The sequence below is a fragment of the Desulfobaculum senezii genome, assembly GCF_054657395.1.
Genome location: NZ_BAAHYU010000003.1, coordinates 235,549 through 253,644 on the forward strand (window position 1 = coordinate 235,549; position 18,096 = coordinate 253,644).

Genomic DNA, 18,096 nt, shown 5'->3' on the forward strand with positions numbered 1-18,096 from the left:
CCGGGGCGGGAGTCGTACGACTCCCGCCCCGGCTTTTGAGGCCCAGCCAACGTGGTGTTGGCTGGGCTTTTTTGTGCTCGTGGATGGCGCGCGGGTTAGACGCGGCATGCGGCTTTGAGGTCTTCGGCGGCGTCGGTGCGCTCCCAGGTGAACTGGGGCAGTTCGCGGCCGAAGTGGCCGTAGCAGGCGCTTTCGGAGTAGATGGGGCGGCGCAGGTCGAGGCGCTTCAGGATGTGGTAGGGGCGCAGGTCAAAGACTTCCTTCACGGCCTTGGTGAGGATTTCGTCCGGAACCACGCCGGTGCCCATGGTGGTCACGAGGGTGGACACGGGCTGCGCCACGCCGATGACGTAGGCAATCTGCACTTCGCACTTTTCGGCCAGACCGGCGGCCACGATGTTCTTGGCGATGTAGCGGCCCATGTAGGCGCCGGAGCGGTCCACCTTGGACGGGTCCTTGCCGGAGAAGGCGCCGCCGCCGTGGGCGCCCATGCCGCCGTAGGTGTCCTGAATGATCTTACGGCCGGTGAGGCCGGCGTCGCCCATGGGGCCACCGATGACAAAACGGCCGGTGGTGTTAATGAACACGCGGGTCTTTTCGGGGTCCACGAATTCCTTGGGCAGGGTCTTGAAGATGACTTCGTTGCGGATGCCGTCGCACAGGTCGTCGTGGGAGACGTCTTCATCGTGCTGGGCGGCGATGACGACGGTGTCGATGAACTTGGGCTTGCCTTCTTCGTAGACGAAGCTGACTTCGGTTTTGCCGTCGGGGCGCAGGAAGTTCAGCACGCCGTCCTTGCGGACCTTGGTCAGGCGCTCGGAGAGCTTGTGGGACCAGTAGATGGGGGCGGGCATCAGGGAATCGGTTTCGTTGCAGGCGAAGCCGAACATCATGCCCTGGTCGCCAGCGCCCTGATTTTCGGGGTCTTCACGGTCCACACCCTGCGCGATGTCGGGGGACTGCTTGTCGATGGAGGAAATCACAGCGCAGGTTTCGGAGTCGAAGCCCATGTCGGAGCTGGTGTAGCCGATTTCGCGGATGGTGTTGCGCACGATCTGGGGCAGATCGGCGTAGCCCTTGGTGGTGATCTCACCGGCGATGAAGGCCATGCCGGTGGTGACCATCGTCTCGCAGGCAACGCGGGAATCGGGGTCCTGCTCCAGCAGGGCGTCCAGTACGGCGTCGGAGATTTTGTCGGCGACTTTGTCGGGGTGACCTTCGGTCACGGATTCGGAAGTGAAGTGGTAGCGTCCGTTGCTGTGAACCATGAGTTCCTCCAAAGAAGTGAGTTACACCTGTTTGTTTTCAGGATTGATTATTCCACCGGATATAAGAACCTTAAACGAGTCTTCTACGCTCATGTCGAGGGTGATGAGTTCGTCCTCAGGCACCATAAGGTAGAAGCCCGACGTGGGATTGGGCGTGGTGGGCACAAAGATATTGATGACGCGTTTTTCGGTACGGCGCTGCATCTCGCCGACGGCGGTTCCGGTCACATACGCGATAGCCCAAACACCCTTGCGTGGATACTCCACCAGCACCACGCGTTTGAAGTCCTTGCCGCCACCATTGATGATGGTGGTCACAAGCTGTTTGACCGCGTGGTAGAACTTGTTCACCAGCGGAATGTTATCGACGATGCGTTCACCAATGCCCATCAGCCAGCGGCCAAGAATGTTGCGGCCAAGCAGGCCGGCGATGAACAGGAATATGAACAGGACAAGGATGCCAAGTCCGGGAACCTTGAAGGGCAAGTAGTTCTCCGGGCGGTAGGCCTGCGGAATGAGCAGGAGCACCTTGTCGCCCCATTTCATGAGCAGCCCAAGGAAAAACGCGGTGGCGGCCAGTGGCGTCGTCACGAGAATGCCCGCCAGCAGGTTGGCCTTGAGCGTATCTTTTATTGTGCGAGCGATGCGTTTAAGCACGGAAGCGTTCTCCAAAAAACAGCGTTAGGCGTCGGCCAGCAGCAGTGTGTTGTCCAGAAGCCGGGCCTTGCCGATGCGGACCGCGGTGGCCGCAAGGGTGGGACCGGTGAGGTCGAGGACGGGCTGAATATTGTCCGGGTGGACCAGTTCAAAGTAGTCAATCTCGGCGCCGGGAATATGCTGGGCGATGTAGTCGGCGAAGGCGGCCTTGAGGGCGGCGGCGCTGCGCTCCCCAGCATGGGCAAGGGCGGCGATGTGCTGAATACCCTTGTGAATGTGCGGCGCGTGCTGGCGCTCCTGCGGGGTCAGGTAGACATTGCGGGAGCTGAGGGCCAGCCCGTCGGCCTCGCGCACGATGGGGCGTCCGATGATTTCTGTTGGGATGAACAGGTCGCGGGCCATGCGGCGCAAAAGGGCCAGCTGCTGCCAGTCCTTTTGGCCAAAGACGGCCATGGAGGGCATGGCAAGGTGCAGCAGAATGGACACAATGGTCGCCACACCGCGAAAATGCACGGGGCGCGAGGCGCCGCACAGATGCTGGGCCAGTGTGGGGACCTCCACCCATGCCGCGTGGTCCTCGGCGTAGATGGCGCGCGGGTCCGGCGCGAACAGCACGTCCACTCCGGCCTCCTCGGCAAGGCGGGCGTCGCGGTCGAGGTCGCGGGGGTAGGCGTCCAGGTCTTCATCGGGGCCAAACTGCGTGGGATTGACGAACAGGCTGACGTAGACGGTGTCCGCATGTTCGCGCGCCCAGCGCATGAGGCTCAGGTGCCCTTCATGAAAAAAGCCCATGGTCGGCACCAGAGCGGTGGTGGCTCCTGATGCGCGCTCTGTCATGGCGTGTTGTTGAAAAGCGTGCGGATCGGTGATGATCTGCATATGTCGTGTTCCTCCGGCCCGGAGCGTGTCCGGGCGAAACTGCGTGGTCGAAAGCGGGCCAGTCGGTTGCCCTGTGTGTGCAGGGCGTTTGGGGCCGAATCTACCGCATGCCGGCGGCGGGCGTCCACCGTCTGGCCGTGGTGGAGCGCGGGCCAAAAAAAAAGAGACCCTCCCGAAGGGGAGGGTCTCATGAATCCAGGATTGTTGTCTCCATGGGTCCCTTTCGGGGCTGGCATTAGCACCTTGCCTTGATGGCAGGTTGCCGGGCGGTCGTCGGGCCAGATCCCTCGCGCCTCTCTGCATGATTCGTTGTCAAAGTGCCCGGCTTGAGCGCCAAAGCAAATAAAACGGTAGACGCCTTACTTTGAAAACGCAAGCGTTTTTCGTCTGTAGCAGGACACTTTTTCGTGGAATATCACCGGAGAAACCGTGAAAATCCGCACTGCACAGGCTTTTGGTGCTGTGTATACGTATTGCTCGTGCGTATGCACGCTTTGAGATGTACTGATGCGTGCATTGTGGTTGTGTGGTCAATCAATTGTTACGCAAGAATGGCGCGGCAGGAGAGGAAAATGGCTTGCGGCAGGGCTTGATGTGGGTTTTGAGCGTTGCGTGCGTGGTACGTGGCGGCAAGGCGGGGAAGCGGCGCGGCAGGACTTCTTGGTACCTCTTTATAAATGAGGCAAAAGATGCGGCAGCGCGGGAAGCGCTGCCGCTCATGCGTATTTACGGAATGCAATGCTGTGTCTGCTTCATGACATGTCGCCTCCGTGACATTTGGAGTACATGGTGTAAGAGAGCAGAGCAGGAATTCTAGGGGGAAGATAGAGAGAAAAAGGGGGAGTTACAGTGCCGTTCAATGGATGCAGAAAATCCCGGAAAGAGGGAAGTGGGAAGGTAGGATTTTCCCTCTCTCCTGACGGCAGGCGGATCCGGTGTCCGCGGGGAGAAAAGAGCCTGTCTAGTCCTGCAGCGCGAGGGTGACGTTAAACGCCACGGCGTAGAAGTGGTGGAAGAAGTCCACGTACTCTACGTTCACGTTGTCGGGCACGTCGATTCGCGCGGGGGCGAAATTCAGGATGCCTTGGATACCAGCGTCCACAAGGTAGTTGCAGGCTCGCTGCGCGCGCTCTGGCGGCGTGGTGATGATGCCGACCTCAATGCCCAGCTCGTCCACCTTCTCTTTGAGGCGGCGGGAGCAGACAACTTCAAGGCCGGAGACGATTTCACCAATCTTGAAGGGGTCGCAGTCAAAGGCGCCAACAATATGGAAGCCGCGCAGACGAAACTCGCGGTGATTGAGCAGGGCGCGACCGAGGTTGCCAACGCCCACGAGGGCGCATTTCCAAACGCGGTCGACACCGAGCGCTTGCTTGATGCTGGTGATGAGGTCCTGCACGTAGTATCCCACACCGCGCACGCCAAACTCACCGAAGTAAGCGAGGTCTTTGCGGATCTGGGACGGATTGACATCACAGGTGCGGGCCAGAAGCTCCGAAGAGATGACGTTTTTGCCATCGCGCTGGAGGTTCTCAAGGACCTGAATGTAGACGGCCATCCTCTGGATAGTGGCTCTTGGAATGTGCTGACTTTTCACTTTTGTAGTTTTTCCGGGATTCATGTGAAATTTTTAACAAAAAAGTGGAAAAAGAAGGCCGCGCCGTGGCGCGGCCCTCAGTGTAGCAATTTTCGTTCTTAAGCGAAAGGCTTAACGAACAGGAGGATCAGGTTGACGACGAGGGCGTAAATGGCGAGGGACTCGACGAAGGCCAGACCCAGAATGAGGGTAACGGTGATCTTACCGGAAGCCTCGGGGTTACGGGCGGTGCCCTCACAAGCGGCCTTGAGGCCCATGCCCTGACCAAGACCACAACCAGCAGCGGCGATAGCCATGCCAATGGCGGAAGCCCAGACGGAAGCGGTAGCAACGCCACCATCAGCGGCGAAGGCAACGGAAGCGACGGCGACGAGAGCCACGGTGTTCAGCACGGTCAGAATAGCTTTACGCATTGGATAAAACCTCCAGGTAGTTGATATACAATCGGTCAAATGACCGTTTCCCCCGGTATCGGGATTGGCGCGCTATGCGCCGGATCAATGTGCGTGTTCCAGAGAGCCCTTCAGGTAGATCATGCCCAGCATGAAGAAGATGAAGGCCTGGATGAACTTCGCCAGTACGAACAGGAAGTACATCGGAAGCGTGCCCACCAAGGGAGCCAAGGTGAACATCAGCACGAGGACGATTTCCTCACCCTTAATGTTGCCGAACAGACGAAGCGTGAGCGACAGCGGACGGGAGAGATGGCTGACGAACTCGATGATCATCATGAGCGGTGCCAGCGCGGGAATCGGACCCATGAAGTGTTTGACGTAGCCAAACTTCCACTTCTTGATGCCAATCCAGTTGTAGTAGAGGAACAGGAACATCGCCATGGCGGCGTTGGTGTTCACGTTGGCGGTCGGTGCGTCGAAGCCCGGAATCAGGCCCACCCAGTTCATGGGCAGGATGAACAGGAACAGCACACACAGGACCGGAAAGACCTTGCGGCCTTCTTCGCCAATGTTGGTGACGACGAAGTCCTCAAGCCCACCGATGATGAGCTCGAAGAGGTTTTGGAGCTTGCCCGGCACCATCTTCAGGTTGCGGCTGACAATGAAAGCCGTAACGAAGAGGAGCAGCATGACGGTCCACGTCAGGCTGATGTGTATCGGGACATGGATTCCCATGGCGTCCAGCGCGTTGGGAACCAGAAGAACCGGATGCGGTAATCCACCACCAGCTGCCATTTTCCTTACGCCTCCTTCGCGTTTTTCCCTATCACCTGGGCGGCGCCCCAGATGAGAATCGTGACCACTACCGTGGAAAGACCGGCGAGCAATGCCGCAACGACCGCGTTTCCCCAGACGATCAGGGCAAACAGAGCCAGACCGGTCAAAAAGAGCCGCCCGTAAAACCTGAAGAGCAGACGGGCTACGGCGCCATCTCTTTTGTGCACGAGATGCTGAACGAATTGAGTCAGGGAAGAGAAGTTCAGCGTGATAAGCACCGCGCCTGCAGCAAAATCAAACAGCCACGGGTACATCCAGCCAAGGCATGCCGCTATGACGACAGAGCCTGTGGCGAGGTACAACTGATTCCGGACCAGGATGCGGACATCCCTCAGCGTGTAGCCCATCCGGTACAGCCGTGCCTCGACGTTCTCATGTATCATCGCGAGACGCATCGTCTTCATCCTTATCGTTCATCATTCGCATCGCCTGCTCATATACGTTTTTGAATCCGGCGGCAATGCCGACAAGGAGGAAGAAAAGCAGTAACCACGGGCCAGTACCGAGCCATTCGTCCAGATAGTAGCCTATGGCCAACCCCACAAACGTGGAGGCCACCATGTGCATGCCGATGGTGCCCACGTCTCCCATAAGGTCAAGGAGGGGTCGTTCGTCTTTCTTCCGTTTGCCAAAGAGCATGTGTGCCGTCCTCACCGTAGCGAGCGACTTGCGTTTCGTTCAAACATTCACAAACAGCAAGCCCCTACCACGGTACGTTGTGCCAAGTCAACGGATATTCTCTGCAATTTCCGGTGCCCATGGCGTGTTTTCGCGGTGTGCATTCCCGTCATGCAAGGCGCTACGCGTGCTCCGGGGAATGTCTGTACAATTGCGACCGGTTGCGTGCCGCTCTGTTCTGTTTCGCCGCACGTGGTTTTGCCCGCGCCTCGCGCTGTGTGGCGGCTGCGCTGGCAAAGCGCTGCGCGCTGCCGGGTGGTCCTGATGCTACAGCCAAGCGCCTGTGCAATCCAGCAGGAATCTGCGCGGCAGGGAGTGCGTGTGGCTGCGCCCTTGCCCTTTGGTGCGCGGCGCGTGTCCTGCCGCTTCCTCTCGGCCTTTTGGCTCCTGTGTTCTGCGGCAGGCTTCTTGGCAGGTGGCTCACGGCGCGCGCAGGCGGCGGGGGACCATGAGCAGGATGATCACCGCCGGCATAAGATGAGGCGTATGCGCAAGCGCATGCCTCGGACCTCGCTTTGTGTTCAGTGCCGGGTTTAGCGCCTGCCCCGCCATCTCCAGCCAAAAACGCAGTCGCCCAGCGCCGCTACGGCGCTGGGCGATGTGTGGGGCGGGAACGGACGTGCCTGCGCAGGTCTGGGCGCGGGGCGCATGCCTGCGTCTGTGCGTCTGACTGCGTGCGGCGCGTCAGGACGCCCTGCGCGCTGCCGCTGGGGAGTATCCGGCGCGCCGTCATCCGGACGGCGCGGCCGGGGCGGTGTGGGCGCGGGTATCCTGCTGCCGTGCAGGACGTTCCCGCCACAACAGGGTGGGGCGCTGTGGCCCGAAGGCGGCCCGTCCTACGGCGTGAGGCCGAGGGGACGGATGACGCGCTCCAGAACGCCCTGCAATTTGGAGATGGCAACCCCGTAGTTGGTGATGGGCACCCCGCGCCGGACGCACTCGCGGATGCGGCGGAGCATCTCGCGGCGGTTCAGCATGCAAGAGCCGCAGTGGATACACAGGGCGTACTGCTCAAGGTCCTCGGGGAAGTCGTGCCCGGCGTAGACGTCAAAGATGATGTCCTTGCCCGTGGCGCGTTTCATCCACTGGGGAATCTTTACGCGGCCGATGTCGTCGTCGGCAACGTGGTGGGAGCAGGCTTCGGCCACCAGTACCTTGTCGCCATCCTTGAGGGTGTCGATGGCGCGGGCGCCTTCCACCAGCGGGCCAATATCGCCCTTGTAGCGCGCAAACAGGGTGGAGAAGGTGGTGGTGGGCACGCGGTCCGGCACGGTGGCCGCCACCTTGTCGATGACCTGCGAGTCCGTGATGACAAGGGCGGGGTCGTCCTTGAGGCCGCTTAGCGCGTCGGCCAGCTCGAATTCTTTGACGGTGACGGCAAGTGCGCCCGCATCCAGCAGGTCGCGCAGGACCTGCACCTGCGGCAGAATCAGGCGGCCCTTGGGGGCGGAGAGGTCGATGGGCACCACGCACACGGCCCACTGTCCGGCGTCCACAAGGTCGCGGCACAGCAGCGGCTCGTCGCGGAATTCCGGCGGCGCGGCGGCGATGAGAGCTTCCTTGAGTTCGGTGATGTTCTCCCCCGTGGTGGCGGAGACAGCCAGCCATGTGATGCCCTCGGCCTCGCACCATGCGGTGTCCGTGGCGGCGGGGGCGGAGCGGTCGCTCTTGTTGAAGACGACGAGGAAGGGGATATCCAGCTCGCGGATGCGGGCGATGGTCTTCTGTTCGTAGGCGTCGAGGCCTTCGTCGCCGATGACCACCACCGCGAGGTCCGAGCGCAGCAGGACCTTGTTGGTGGCCTTCACGCGCAGGCCGCCAAGGTCGCCCTCGTCGTCGAGGCCGGCGGTGTCGTAAAAGGTGACGGGCCCGAGGGGAATCAGCTCGTAGTGCTTGGCTACGGGGTCCGTTGTGGTTCCGGGATGGTCCGAGACAATGGCGATGTCCTGCCCGGTGATGGCGTTGATGAGGGAGGACTTGCCAGCGTTGCGGCGGCCGGCCAGCGCAATGACGAGCCGGACCCCGCGTGGGGCTTTATCAGACATGGGTGCTCCTCGGTGAAAAGCCTTGGGAGGCCGAAGGGGTGTATCCGGCCTCGCGGATCATGGCCTTGACGTCTTCCGCGTAGGCGAGGGCGTCGGACGTGAAGGTGTTTTTGCCGGGGTAGATGGAGTAGGCCGCGCGCACGTCTTCGGGCGTGAGCGAGGGCATGATGACGTTGCAGCCCCGGGCAAGGGCGGTGCAGCGTCCACCCGCTTGCAGAACATCCAGCGCGCTGGTGGCGGGGATGTTTGCCTGCGGGTTCAGCAGGCGCAAAATGGCCGAGGCGCGGTAGTTGGTGTCCAGCGAGCCTTGGGCCTCGCCCGCGAAGGGCGTTTGCGGATGCGGAACAAAGGGGCCAGCCGCAATCATGTCCAGCTCCAGCGAGGACAGGCGCAGCAGGTCGTCGGCAAGGCGTGGCGTGGTCATGCCGGGTAGGCCCGTGATGACGCCGGAGCCGACCTCGTAGCCCAGTTTGCGAAGCTCCTCGATGCGCCGGAAGCGGTCCGCGAGGTTTTCTCCCGGTCGGCAGGCGGCGTACAGGTCCGGGTCCGTGGTCTCCAGCTTGAGGAGATAGCGGTCCGCGCCGCTGTCGCGCCACAGGGCAAAGTCGTCCTCGGTGCGGTCCCCAAGGGAGAGGGTGATGGCGATGTCCTGCTGCTCCTTGATAGTGCGGACAAGGGCGGCGATGGCTTCGCCGGAGTAGGTGAAGTCGTCCCCGGACTGGAGCACAAGGGTGCCAAAGCCAAGTTGCGGCACAAGGGCGGCGGCGTTTTCAATGTGCTTGGCGTCCAGCCGGTAGCGCTGGGCCTTGGTATTGGGGGCGCGCAGGCCGCAGTACTGGCAGCGGCGGCAGCAGTGGTTGGAGAACTCCACAATGCCGCGCAGGTACACGTCCGTATCGAAAACGTCGCGGCGTGTTGCGTCGGCAGCGCCGTAGAGCCATTTGTCGGCGTGGCCGTCCAGCAGGGTGATGATGTCGGAGCGGGAAAGGTTCATGGTCATGCGTCGGGTCCTGTGTGAAGGGTCGTGGCCGAGGCCATGGCGTGACGGCACTCGGCAAGGATGCGCAGGGCCGCGCGCTGGTCGGGCGTGGCGTCGCCGGGGATGCGTCCGGCGTCCAGCCACGCATCAAGCAGGGCGGTGTCCGTGTCCACGCGCATCCAGTAGCCCTCTGGTGCGGGCACTGGGGCGTGGGCGTAGTGGCCAAAAAAGAGACTGTCGTCGATGACGAGGGCCGGGAACAGGCCAAGGTGCGGCGTTATGTGGATGCGCACCCGTTCCGGGTGGCGCGCGGCCAGCCTGCAGACAAAGTCCAGCGAGGCGTCGGCGTGCTCGTGCATGGCCTGCGCGCTCCAGTGGTGGCGCAGGATGCGGGCGGCGTCCGGAACGGCATCCGTCCCCGCGCTGTCCGGGATGTGGGGTGGTGTCCCGCAGTCAAGTGCCTCGCATGCGTCTGCCGCTTTACCAAGGGCCTCGGGGGCGATGTGAATGATGTCCAGCCCCTGAAACTCCGGCGCGGCCAAGACGGCGTCAAACGCCGCGGCGTGGCGGGGTGAGGACGCAAAATTGCCATACACGGCGGCGTGCAAAATGATGCGGCGGCGCGCCGCGGCAAGGGCGTCCGGGACGCCAAGGGCGGCAATGCCGGGAACAGCGAGCATATCGGCTCCTGAAAACGGACGGCACACATGCCTACGCCGCGCCGGGGCGCGGCGGCCTGCAAAAGCGAGGGGGACAACGGAGTGCGTGGAGGGGCGGCAGGCGTATGGCAATGGCCCCCGCCCGCCAATGGCGGACGGGGGCCGTGTCGTCGGTATGCTCTAGAAGTAGAGGTCGCGTTCACCCTCGTCGATGCGCTTCATGCGCTCGGCAATGCGGGTGTGGGTCTTTTCGTCGCCAATGCCTTTGAGTTCCTTTTCAAGGAAAAGGCGTCCCGCCTCGCGGGTCTCGGGGGAGGCGTAGTCGTTGAGGTATTCATTGAAGGTCATCATGGCGTTGGGGTGGCAGAACTTCTGGATAAAGCCCTTTTTGGCCAGTTCCATGAAGTGCTCGCCGGTGCGGCCAAGGCGGTAGCAGGCTGTGCACCACGAGGGCAGGTAGCCCTGCTCCACAACGTCGCGGATGACTTCGTCAAAGGAGCGGTTGTCGCCCACGCAGAACTGCTGCACGTCCGGGCGGTCGTACTCGGGGTCCGTGTACGCGCCGGGGTAGGTGCGGGAGCCGCCGGAAATCTGCGAGACGCCAACCTTGATGAGCTCGCGGCGGTACTCGGCATTTTCACGCGTGGTGAGGATGAGGCCGGTGTAGGGCACGGCCAGGCGCAGGATGGCGACGACCTTTTTGAAGTCGTGCTTGGAGATGGCGTAGGGCGGATCGTAGGACATCTCAGACCCCAGCGCGGGCTCCATGCGCGGGAAGGAAATGGTGTGCGGGCCAACGCCCCAGTCCTTTTCCAGCTGCTCGGCATGCTGGAGCAGGGCCAGCATTTCAAAGCGGTGGTCGTACAGGCCAAAGAGGGCGCCCATGGCCACGTCGTCAATGCCGGCTTCCTGCGCGCGGTGCAGGGCGTTCAGACGCCAGAGGTAGTTGGTCTTGCGTCCGGCAAGGTGGACCTTTTCGTAGGTCTTGCGGTGGTAGCTCTCCTGGAAGCACTGGTAGGTGCCGATGCCGGTTTCCTGCAGGGCGCGGAAGCCGTCCACATCCAGCGGCGCACAGTTGACGTTGACGCGGCGGATTTCGCCGGATTTCTCGGAGATGGTGTCGTACACCACCTGCATGGTGTGGGCGATCCATTTGGCGTCAAGGCGGGGATGCTCGCCGTAGACGAGGAGCAGGCGCTTCTGGCCGAGGTCCTCAAGCACGCGGGTTTCGCTGGCGATTTCCGCGTCGTTGAGGGTGCGGCGGTCAAGGTCGTCGTTGTCGGCGTTGAAGCCGCAGTACGCGCATTTGTTACAGCACTCGTTGGTGATGTACAGCGGCGCGAACAGCACCAGACGGTTGCCGTAAATGCCCTGCTTCACGGCCATGGCCGTGGAAAAGATTTCTTCGTCGAGGTCCTTGTCCGTGTTCTGCAGAAGCACGGCGGTCTCGTACTGGGTCAGCCCCTTGCGTTCCGCCGCTTTGGCGAGGATATCCCGCACTTCCGCGGGGTCCGGGGAGCCTGCCTTTTCAATGGTTGCCCAGATGGCGTCTTCGTTGATGAAGTCCTTGGCCGTGGATGTGTCGATGAGCATTCCCGCCTCCTTGTGCTACACGAGCATGGATTTGACTTTGACATTGGCAAGCTGGCCGAGCCGTCCGGTCATGGCGCCGACCTCGTCCGTGGAAGCCTCGATAATCAGCGAGATAACGTTGACGCCCTTCTCCTTGTAGGGAAGGCCCATACGACCCACCACAATGTGGCCGTAGTCGCTGAGAATCTCGTTGACGGCCGAGGCTGCGGCAGTCCTATCGTGGATGATGATGCCGATAACGCCCATGCGTTTTTCCATGGTTGAGCTCCGTCGCCGTGTGCGGGCGGTTGTGCCTGCGCTGGGCCAGCATCTGGCCGCGCGGGCGGTGGTCAGCTCGATCTGTGAGGGGGATGGAGGAAGTGTGCGGGTGCACCTGTGGCCTTACGCCAGCACTGGTGTGCGGACGCGCAGCGTTCAGGTCGCGCAGTGGCCTCCCCTCTGGTTCAGACGTACGTCCTCCCCGCAGGTCGATTCACGTATATAGGTAACACGAATTTATAAATCGTGTGCCAGAGGAGTACCCGCTTCACTGCGGTATGTCAATGGGGAAAATTGGAGAAAAAGTGAAGAAAAACAGATGGTTAGAAGAAAAATAAAATCCCTACGAAATCCGCAGGATTAGCGGGTTTCGTTCGGGAAAAGGCGGGTGTGGAAGACGGGCGAGCCCTTGGGGTCAGACGCGGTGTCCTTCCCGCAGGCGAGCCCGGTTGCGTGCGGGGACCTAGCGCTTCAGTTCGAAGCCCTTGTCCTTGAGCGCCTGTACTTTGGCGCTGCGGTCAAAGTAGTGCGTGTGCAGCAGGTGGTGCGACTTGTGCCCGCAGGGGCCTTCGGACAGGAAGCCGTCCTTGGCGTACAGGGACATAACAGTCGGGTTGTCCTGCGACTTGCGCAGCTTATAGATGTTGGCGTCAGCATTGTAGACGGAGCGCTGGCGCAGACCGACGAATTCCATGGCGGCGGCCACGGCTTCTTTGGTCAGGTTCACGCCGAGAACGGCGTACCCGCAGGCCAGGCCGGCGGCCTTGATGAAACCACGTCGGGTCAGAGTAGCGACATTGTGCATGGTTTCCTCCTTTAGGCGATGCTGCGCGCGCGGAAGCGCTTGTTGACCTTGGCAATCATGCTCTTGAACAGGGAGGCCTGGACAGCCGGGTCCATGGGCTGGCCGCCGCCGTTCACACAACCGCCGGGGCAGGTCATGATTTCGATGAAGTGGTAGGGGGACTTGCCCGCGCGCACTTCGTCGCAGAGCTTGGCCGCGTTTTCGAGGCCCGAAGCCACAGCCACCTTAACGGTGCCGAAGCCGGGGATGTCGATGTCCGCAGCGTTGATGCCTTCGTGCGTGCGCACGACCTTGATATCGGGAGCGGGCAGGTCCTGGCCGGAGAGTTCCTCGTAGGCCAGGCGCAGGGCCGCTTCCATAACGCCGCCGCTGGTGCAGAAGATGGTCGCGGCACCGGTGGACATGCCAAGGGCGGGGTCGGGCTGGACCTCGGGCAGGGCGTTCCAGTCGATACCGGCCTTCTTGATCATGTAGGCCAGCTCGCGGGTGTTGATGGTGGCGTCGATGTCGCGGAAGCCGCTGGCATCCAGCTCGGGGCGCATGCCTTCGTACTTCTTGGCGATGCAGGGCATGATGGACACGGTGTAGATCTTTTTGGGCTTCTCACCGGTCTGCTCTGCGCCGTAGGTCTTGGCCATGGAGCCGATCATGCCAATGGGCGAACGGCAGGTGGACAAGTGGGGGATGAGGTCCGGGTAGAAGCTTTCGCAGTACTTGATCCAGCCGGGACAGCAGGATGTGAACTGCGGCAGGGGCATCTCGCCGGTCTTCACGCGGTTGATGAGCTCGGTGCCTTCTTCAAGGATGGTGACGTCGGCGGTCCACTCGGTGTCCCACACGTAGTCAACGCCCATCTTCTTGAGAGCAGCGTGCATTTTGCCGCTGACGAAGGTGCCGGTCTCCTCGCCAAAGCACTCGCCAAGGGCGTAGCGCACGGCGGGGGCGGGCATGGTGACCACGATGGTGTCGGGGTCCTGCAGCTTTTCAAAAAGCTCGTCCACGTACGAGACGTTCTCGTAGATGGCGCCATAGGGGCAGCTGAGCAGACACTGGCCGCAGTTCATGCATGCGGCAGGGTCCACGACTTCGTGCACGAAGTCCGCGTTTTCCTGAATGGCTCCGGTGGGACAGTGGTCCTCACACTCAAAGCAGTCTACACAGATCTCGGGATCCACCTGCACAAAGAACATGCTGTCCGGCTCAACACCGTGGGGCGCGTTCATTTTGTAGCGGATGGACTCCATCTCCTGCGTGGCGCCTGCTCCAACCGGCGCAACGCCGGAGAGATCGACCGGCTCGACAGGCGGCTGCTGTGCCTTGCAACCTGACATGGCGATCCTCCTTCCGTTTGAGCGGGCAAACAGCCCGCGTTGTTGAAACACCTCCTGGGAACTGGGAGCGATTGTTACATTTTTTCTATTGATAGTACAATAGGAATATTAATTGCGAAATGTTATTACGCAATGCACGGTGCATACAAAAAATGGCGTTGAGGGCGATGAGACAGGCAATTTTGGGGCGGGAAGCGTCTCTATAGGACGTAGGACGGAAAATTCAAGGAGTGAGAACAGTTATTGCGAACGCAAAGAAGGGCATCACTCCACAACGCTCCCGCCCTGCGCCACTATGAGGAGGCAACGGGGGACGGGGAGCGGATTGTGGATGATGGCACAGCACGCGGGGGAATACCCCGCTGGAAGGAAGAATCATGAAAAAACCCCGCGCGAACGGGGTTAGCGGTAGGATGGGGCACACGGAGGTGTCGTTGTGTGCTGTTCCCATATGCTGAAAATGACTCTACGTGAGGTGTGGTGCGTCGTCAATGCATAATTCGGCCAGTCGTAACGCGAAAGTGTCACGCGGGTGACATATGTGCTACTCGGCCGGGCGCTGTGGTGCGGGCGGCTGGTCTTCACCGCGGGGCTTGTGCAGTGTATATGGAAATGGAAGCGGCGCGTTGTGCGCTGTTGTGAAACAAGGTGGAGTCATGTCGTTACGCAAAGTGGTGGTTCTGGTGCTCGTGTTGCTTGGTCTTGCCGGGTACTTTGTGTTTGATCTTGGGCGCTTCTTCTCTTTGGACTTTGTCCGCGAGCAGCAGGCGTGGTTTGCGTCGGTGTATGCGGAGCACACCGTGGCCGTTATTGGCGTGTATTTCGCTGTCTATGTGCTGGTGACGGCGCTGTCGGTCCCCGGCGCAACGGTGATGACGCTGCTTGGGGGCGGGCTGTTCGGCTTTTGGCTGGGCTTGGTGGTGATTTCCTTTGCCAGCACCCTTGGGGCGACGTTGGCGTGCGCGGCGTCGCGCTTTATCCTGCGCGACTGGGTGCAGCAGCGCTTTGGGGGCAGGCTGGTCACCGTAAACCGGGGCATTGAGCGCGAGGGCGCGCTGTATCTGTTCACCATGCGGCTTATCCCGGCGTTTCCGTTCTTTGCCATCAATCTGGTGATGGGGCTGACCACAATGCCCTTGCTGCGGTACTATTGGGTGTCGCAATTGGGCATGCTGCCCGGAACCATGGTGTATGTGAACGCTGGCAAGGAGTTGGGGCAGCTGCAGTCGCTGTCGGGCATTCTGTCGCCGTCGCTGCTTGCGTCCTTTGCGGCCCTTGGCCTGTTTCCCCTTGTGGTGAAGAAGATTATGACCCGCGTCCGCGCGCGGCGCTTTGGCGCGTAAGGAGCATGGCGTATGGGCTCGTACGACTTTGACCTAGGCATTATTGGCGGCGGGGCGGCTGGGCTGACTGTGGCCGCAGGGAGCGCCCAGCTTGGGGCCAAGACCCTGCTTATCGAGCGCGAGCCCGCCCTTGGCGGCGACTGCTTGCACTATGGCTGCGTGCCCAGCAAGACCTTGCTCCACAGCGCCCATGTCTATCATCAGATGCGCTCGGCCCACCGCTTTGGTCTGCCAAGCGTGGACGTGCCGCCCGTGGAGTTCTACCGCGTTGCCGAACGCATCCGCGAGGTGCAGGCCGTGATTCAGGAGCACGACTCGGTGGAGCGCTTTTGCGGGCTGGGGGCGCGGGTGGAGTTTGGCGAGGCTGTGTTTGTGGACGAGCACAGCGTGCGCGTTGGCGGCGCGGTGTATTCCGCAGGCTCGTGGGTTGTTGCCACGGGTACGCGCCCCGGTGTGCCGCCCATTCCGGGGCTGGACAGCGTGGACTACCTCACCAACGAGCAGATTTTTTCGCTGGATGAACTTCCGGCGTCGCTGACCATCCTTGGGGGCGGACCCATTGCCTGCGAAATGGCGCAGGCGTTCAGCCGCCTTGGGAGCAAGGTCACGCTCATTCAGCGCAGCGCGCATATTCTGTCCGGAGAGGATGCGGATATGGCGGAGGTGGTCCAGCAGGCCCTGCGTGACGACGGCGTCAGCGTGCACGTGGGCACCTCAGTGCGTGAGGTGGTCAGCACCGGGCACGCCGCCGAGGTGGTGTTTACGGATGCGGCGGGCGCGCCGCGCTCTGTGGTGGGCGAGGCGCTTTTTGTGGCGCTGGGGCGTGCGCCGAATATTGAGGGGCTGGGTCTGGAGCAGGCGGGCGTGGACGCATCGCGCCGCGGCATCGGCGTGGACGCGCGTATGCGCACCAATGTGAAGCATATTTACGCCGCCGGGGACGTGACCGGCCAGCATCAATTCACCCACGCCGCAGGCTATGAGGGCGGCATAGTGGTGTCCAACGCGGTGTTTCACCTGCCCCGCAAGGCCGACTACACCAACCTGCCGCACTGCACCTATACATGGCCCGAAAGCGCCTCCATCGGCCACAACGAGAAGTCCGCGGCGAAGGCGGGGCTGGATGTGGACGTCATCACCGAGGATTTTGCAGGCAACGACCGCGCCCTTGCCGAAGGCGAAACGCGCGGACGTATCAAGCTGCTGCTCACAAAGGGCCGTCCCGTTGGCGTGCAGATTGTCGGCCCCCACGCCGGGGAGCTGATTAACGAATGGGTGGCTATCCAAAGCGGCGGCGTGAAGCTGAGCACACTCGCCAGCGCGGTGCATCCCTATCCGACCCTTGGTGAAATCAACAAGCGCGTGGCCGGGAATTACCTTGGCCCCAAGATTTTCTCCGACAAGGTCAAGAAGACCCTGAAGCTGTTCTTCAATTACAAGGGCAACGCCTGCACCCTTGGCGCGCCCGACGCGGGGGCGCTTGCCGAGGATGACGACGCCTGACGCCATGGCGGCATCGCCGCCGATGCAAAAAAGTCAGTATGGGGGCCGAGCCGCGACGTCGGAGCCCTCCTGAAAAAGGCGGATTCCCCTTTGCCCTGCCAGCGCATTTTCCGCCCGCTTCCACAAAAGACGCCGCCCCGGCCAAGGCCGGGGCGGCGTTGTGTTTTCCACAGGGCGGCGGAGAAAAATCGCCGCGTTAGTAGGCTTCCTCGTAGTCGAGGTCGTCCTGCGTGATCTTGTGGGAGAAGGTTTTATACACCCACGCCTGGTACGCGATGACGATGGGGATGGTGATCAAGGTCACGGTGAGCATGATCTTGAGGGTCAGCGGTGTGGACGCCGCGTTGTGGATGGTCATGCTCCATGCATCGTTGAGGCTGGAGGGCAGCAGGCGGGGGAACATGCCCACCACGCCGAACAGCGCGGTGCCGCCAATGCCCACGGCCGAGGCCGTCCACGCGCGCCACAGCCGGCCCGCGCCAAGGGCGGGGCGGATGGCAATCATGCCCGCAACCGCGCCAATGAGGATGACGAACAGCAGCGGGTTCGCCAGATAGTTGGCAAAGGTGTTGGTCTCAACGCCGGTGTAGACCACAAAGAGCACCGCCCAGATGATGAGCACGGGCCATGCCTTGGTGGCAAGGTTCACGGCGCGGTCATGCAGGGGGCCCTGCGACTTGATGCCCAGCCAAATGGAGCCGTGCACCACGAACATGATGACGAAGAGCACGCCGCCAGCCAGCCCGTAGGGGTTCAGCAGCTGCAGCAGGCCCGCTTCGTTGATGCCCTCGGCGTTGAGGGGAATGCCGCGGAAGATGTTGGCAAAGGCCACGCCCAGCAGGAGGGCCGGGGCAAAGCTGCCAATCACGTGGCACACGTCCCACAGCTTGCGCCATGCGTCGCTTTCCACCTTGGAGCGGAACTCAAAGGAAACGCCGCGCAGGATGAGCGCAAACAGCAGCAGGAACAGCGCCGAATACATGGCCGAGAACAGCGCGGCATACGCGCCGGGGAAGGCCGCAAAGGTCACGCCGCCAGCGGTAATAAGCCACACTTCGTTGCCGTCCCAAAAGGGACCGGCGGCATTGTAGATGGTGCGGCGGTCGGTTTCGTTTTTGCTGATGAAGGGCATGATGGTGCCCATGCCCAAGTCGAATCCGTCCAAAATGAAGTAGACGGCCCACAGTACGCCCCACAGCAGGAACCATACAGTCTCTAACATGCCTCTTCCTCGTCAGGTAAGAAGTTGGTGTCGATACCCGTTGTCAT

Annotated in this window: 18 protein-coding genes and 1 riboswitch; of the genes, 2 read left to right on the plus strand and 16 right to left on the minus strand. The window is 61.7% G+C overall.

Translation table 11 applies throughout. The features are described from left to right. Positions 1-95: 95 nt before the first annotated feature. From metK to ACYQ2T_RS10240, 15 genes are all read right to left on the minus strand, one after another. Positions 96-1,268, minus strand: coding sequence for a methionine adenosyltransferase (gene metK / locus ACYQ2T_RS10170; protein ID WP_459900352.1), 1,173 nt, complete (start codon positions 1,266-1,268; stop codon positions 96-98). 21 nt (positions 1,269-1,289) lie between these two features. Then, positions 1,290-1,925 (minus strand): DUF502 domain-containing protein, encoded by a 636-nt coding sequence (locus tag ACYQ2T_RS10175; protein WP_404843915.1) that lies wholly within the window; start codon positions 1,923-1,925, stop codon positions 1,290-1,292. A gap of 24 nt (positions 1,926-1,949) precedes the next feature. Then, positions 1,950-2,804, minus strand: a complete 855-nt coding sequence (gene panC, locus ACYQ2T_RS10180) for a pantoate--beta-alanine ligase (RefSeq protein WP_459900354.1) — start codon at positions 2,802-2,804, stop codon at positions 1,950-1,952. A gap of 207 nt (positions 2,805-3,011) precedes the next feature. Next, positions 3,012-3,112: riboswitch (SAM riboswitch) on the minus strand. A 653-nt stretch (positions 3,113-3,765) separates the two neighbouring features. Beyond that, on the minus strand, positions 3,766-4,425 hold the full coding sequence (locus ACYQ2T_RS10185; protein WP_404843913.1) for a redox-sensing transcriptional repressor Rex: 660 nt from the start codon (positions 4,423-4,425) through the stop codon (positions 3,766-3,768). A gap of 74 nt (positions 4,426-4,499) precedes the next feature. Continuing rightward, on the minus strand, positions 4,500-4,814 hold the full coding sequence (gene atpE / locus ACYQ2T_RS10190) for an ATP synthase F0 subunit C (RefSeq protein WP_404843912.1): 315 nt from the start codon (positions 4,812-4,814) through the stop codon (positions 4,500-4,502). Positions 4,815-4,898: 84 nt separating this feature from the next. After that, positions 4,899-5,591: a F0F1 ATP synthase subunit A gene (atpB, locus tag ACYQ2T_RS10195; protein ID WP_404843911.1), complete on the minus strand. Its 693-nt coding sequence runs from the start codon at positions 5,589-5,591 to the stop codon at positions 4,899-4,901. Between the two features lie 5 nt (positions 5,592-5,596). Then, positions 5,597-6,028 carry an ATP synthase subunit I gene (locus ACYQ2T_RS10200; protein WP_459900355.1) on the minus strand — a complete coding sequence of 144 codons (432 nt, stop codon included), beginning with the start codon at positions 6,026-6,028 and terminating at the stop codon, positions 5,597-5,599. Continuing rightward, positions 6,006-6,272 (minus strand): AtpZ/AtpI family protein, encoded by a 267-nt coding sequence (locus tag ACYQ2T_RS10205; RefSeq protein ID WP_404843909.1) that lies wholly within the window; start codon positions 6,270-6,272, stop codon positions 6,006-6,008. Before ACYQ2T_RS10205 ends, ACYQ2T_RS10200 begins: the two co-directional genes overlap by 23 nt. Before the next feature lie 875 nt (positions 6,273-7,147). Further along, complete coding sequence (gene hydF, locus ACYQ2T_RS10210) at positions 7,148-8,356, minus strand: [FeFe] hydrogenase H-cluster maturation GTPase HydF (RefSeq protein WP_459900357.1); 1,209 nt, start codon at positions 8,354-8,356, stop codon at positions 7,148-7,150. Further along, positions 8,349-9,356, minus strand: coding sequence for a [FeFe] hydrogenase H-cluster radical SAM maturase HydE (gene hydE, locus ACYQ2T_RS10215; protein WP_459900359.1), 1,008 nt, complete (start codon positions 9,354-9,356; stop codon positions 8,349-8,351). Before hydE ends, hydF begins: the two co-directional genes overlap by 8 nt. Beyond that, positions 9,353-10,015 carry a hypothetical protein gene (locus ACYQ2T_RS10220; RefSeq protein ID WP_459900361.1) on the minus strand — a complete coding sequence of 221 codons (663 nt, stop codon included), beginning with the start codon at positions 10,013-10,015 and terminating at the stop codon, positions 9,353-9,355. Before ACYQ2T_RS10220 ends, hydE begins: the two co-directional genes overlap by 4 nt. A gap of 159 nt (positions 10,016-10,174) precedes the next feature. Then, complete coding sequence (gene hydG / locus ACYQ2T_RS10225; RefSeq protein ID WP_459900362.1) at positions 10,175-11,587, minus strand: [FeFe] hydrogenase H-cluster radical SAM maturase HydG; 1,413 nt, start codon at positions 11,585-11,587, stop codon at positions 10,175-10,177. A gap of 15 nt (positions 11,588-11,602) precedes the next feature. Beyond that, positions 11,603-11,845 (minus strand): TM1266 family iron-only hydrogenase system putative regulator, encoded by a 243-nt coding sequence (locus tag ACYQ2T_RS10230; RefSeq protein WP_404843903.1) that lies wholly within the window; start codon positions 11,843-11,845, stop codon positions 11,603-11,605. 463 nt (positions 11,846-12,308) lie between these two features. After that, a complete protein-coding gene (locus ACYQ2T_RS10235; protein ID WP_459900363.1) occupies positions 12,309-12,650 on the minus strand; it encodes an iron hydrogenase small subunit in 342 nt (113 codons plus the stop codon). Positions 12,651-12,661: 11 nt separating this feature from the next. Continuing rightward, positions 12,662-13,894 (minus strand): [FeFe] hydrogenase, group A, encoded by a 1,233-nt coding sequence (locus ACYQ2T_RS10240; RefSeq protein WP_459901615.1) that lies wholly within the window; start codon positions 13,892-13,894, stop codon positions 12,662-12,664. Between the two features lie 743 nt (positions 13,895-14,637). On the opposite strand from ACYQ2T_RS10240, the gene ACYQ2T_RS10245 reads away from it, so the two are divergent. Both ACYQ2T_RS10245 and ACYQ2T_RS10250 read left to right on the plus strand, forming a co-directional pair. Next, positions 14,638-15,324, plus strand: coding sequence for a TVP38/TMEM64 family protein (locus ACYQ2T_RS10245; protein WP_459900365.1), 687 nt, complete (start codon positions 14,638-14,640; stop codon positions 15,322-15,324). Between the two features lie 12 nt (positions 15,325-15,336). After that, positions 15,337-16,827, plus strand: coding sequence for a dihydrolipoyl dehydrogenase family protein (locus tag ACYQ2T_RS10250; protein ID WP_459900366.1), 1,491 nt, complete (start codon positions 15,337-15,339; stop codon positions 16,825-16,827). Between the two features lie 196 nt (positions 16,828-17,023). On the opposite strand, the gene cydB is transcribed toward ACYQ2T_RS10250, so the two are convergent. Then, complete coding sequence (gene cydB, locus ACYQ2T_RS10255) at positions 17,024-18,049, minus strand: cytochrome d ubiquinol oxidase subunit II (protein ID WP_459900368.1); 1,026 nt, start codon at positions 18,047-18,049, stop codon at positions 17,024-17,026. Positions 18,050-18,096 lie beyond the last annotated feature (47 nt).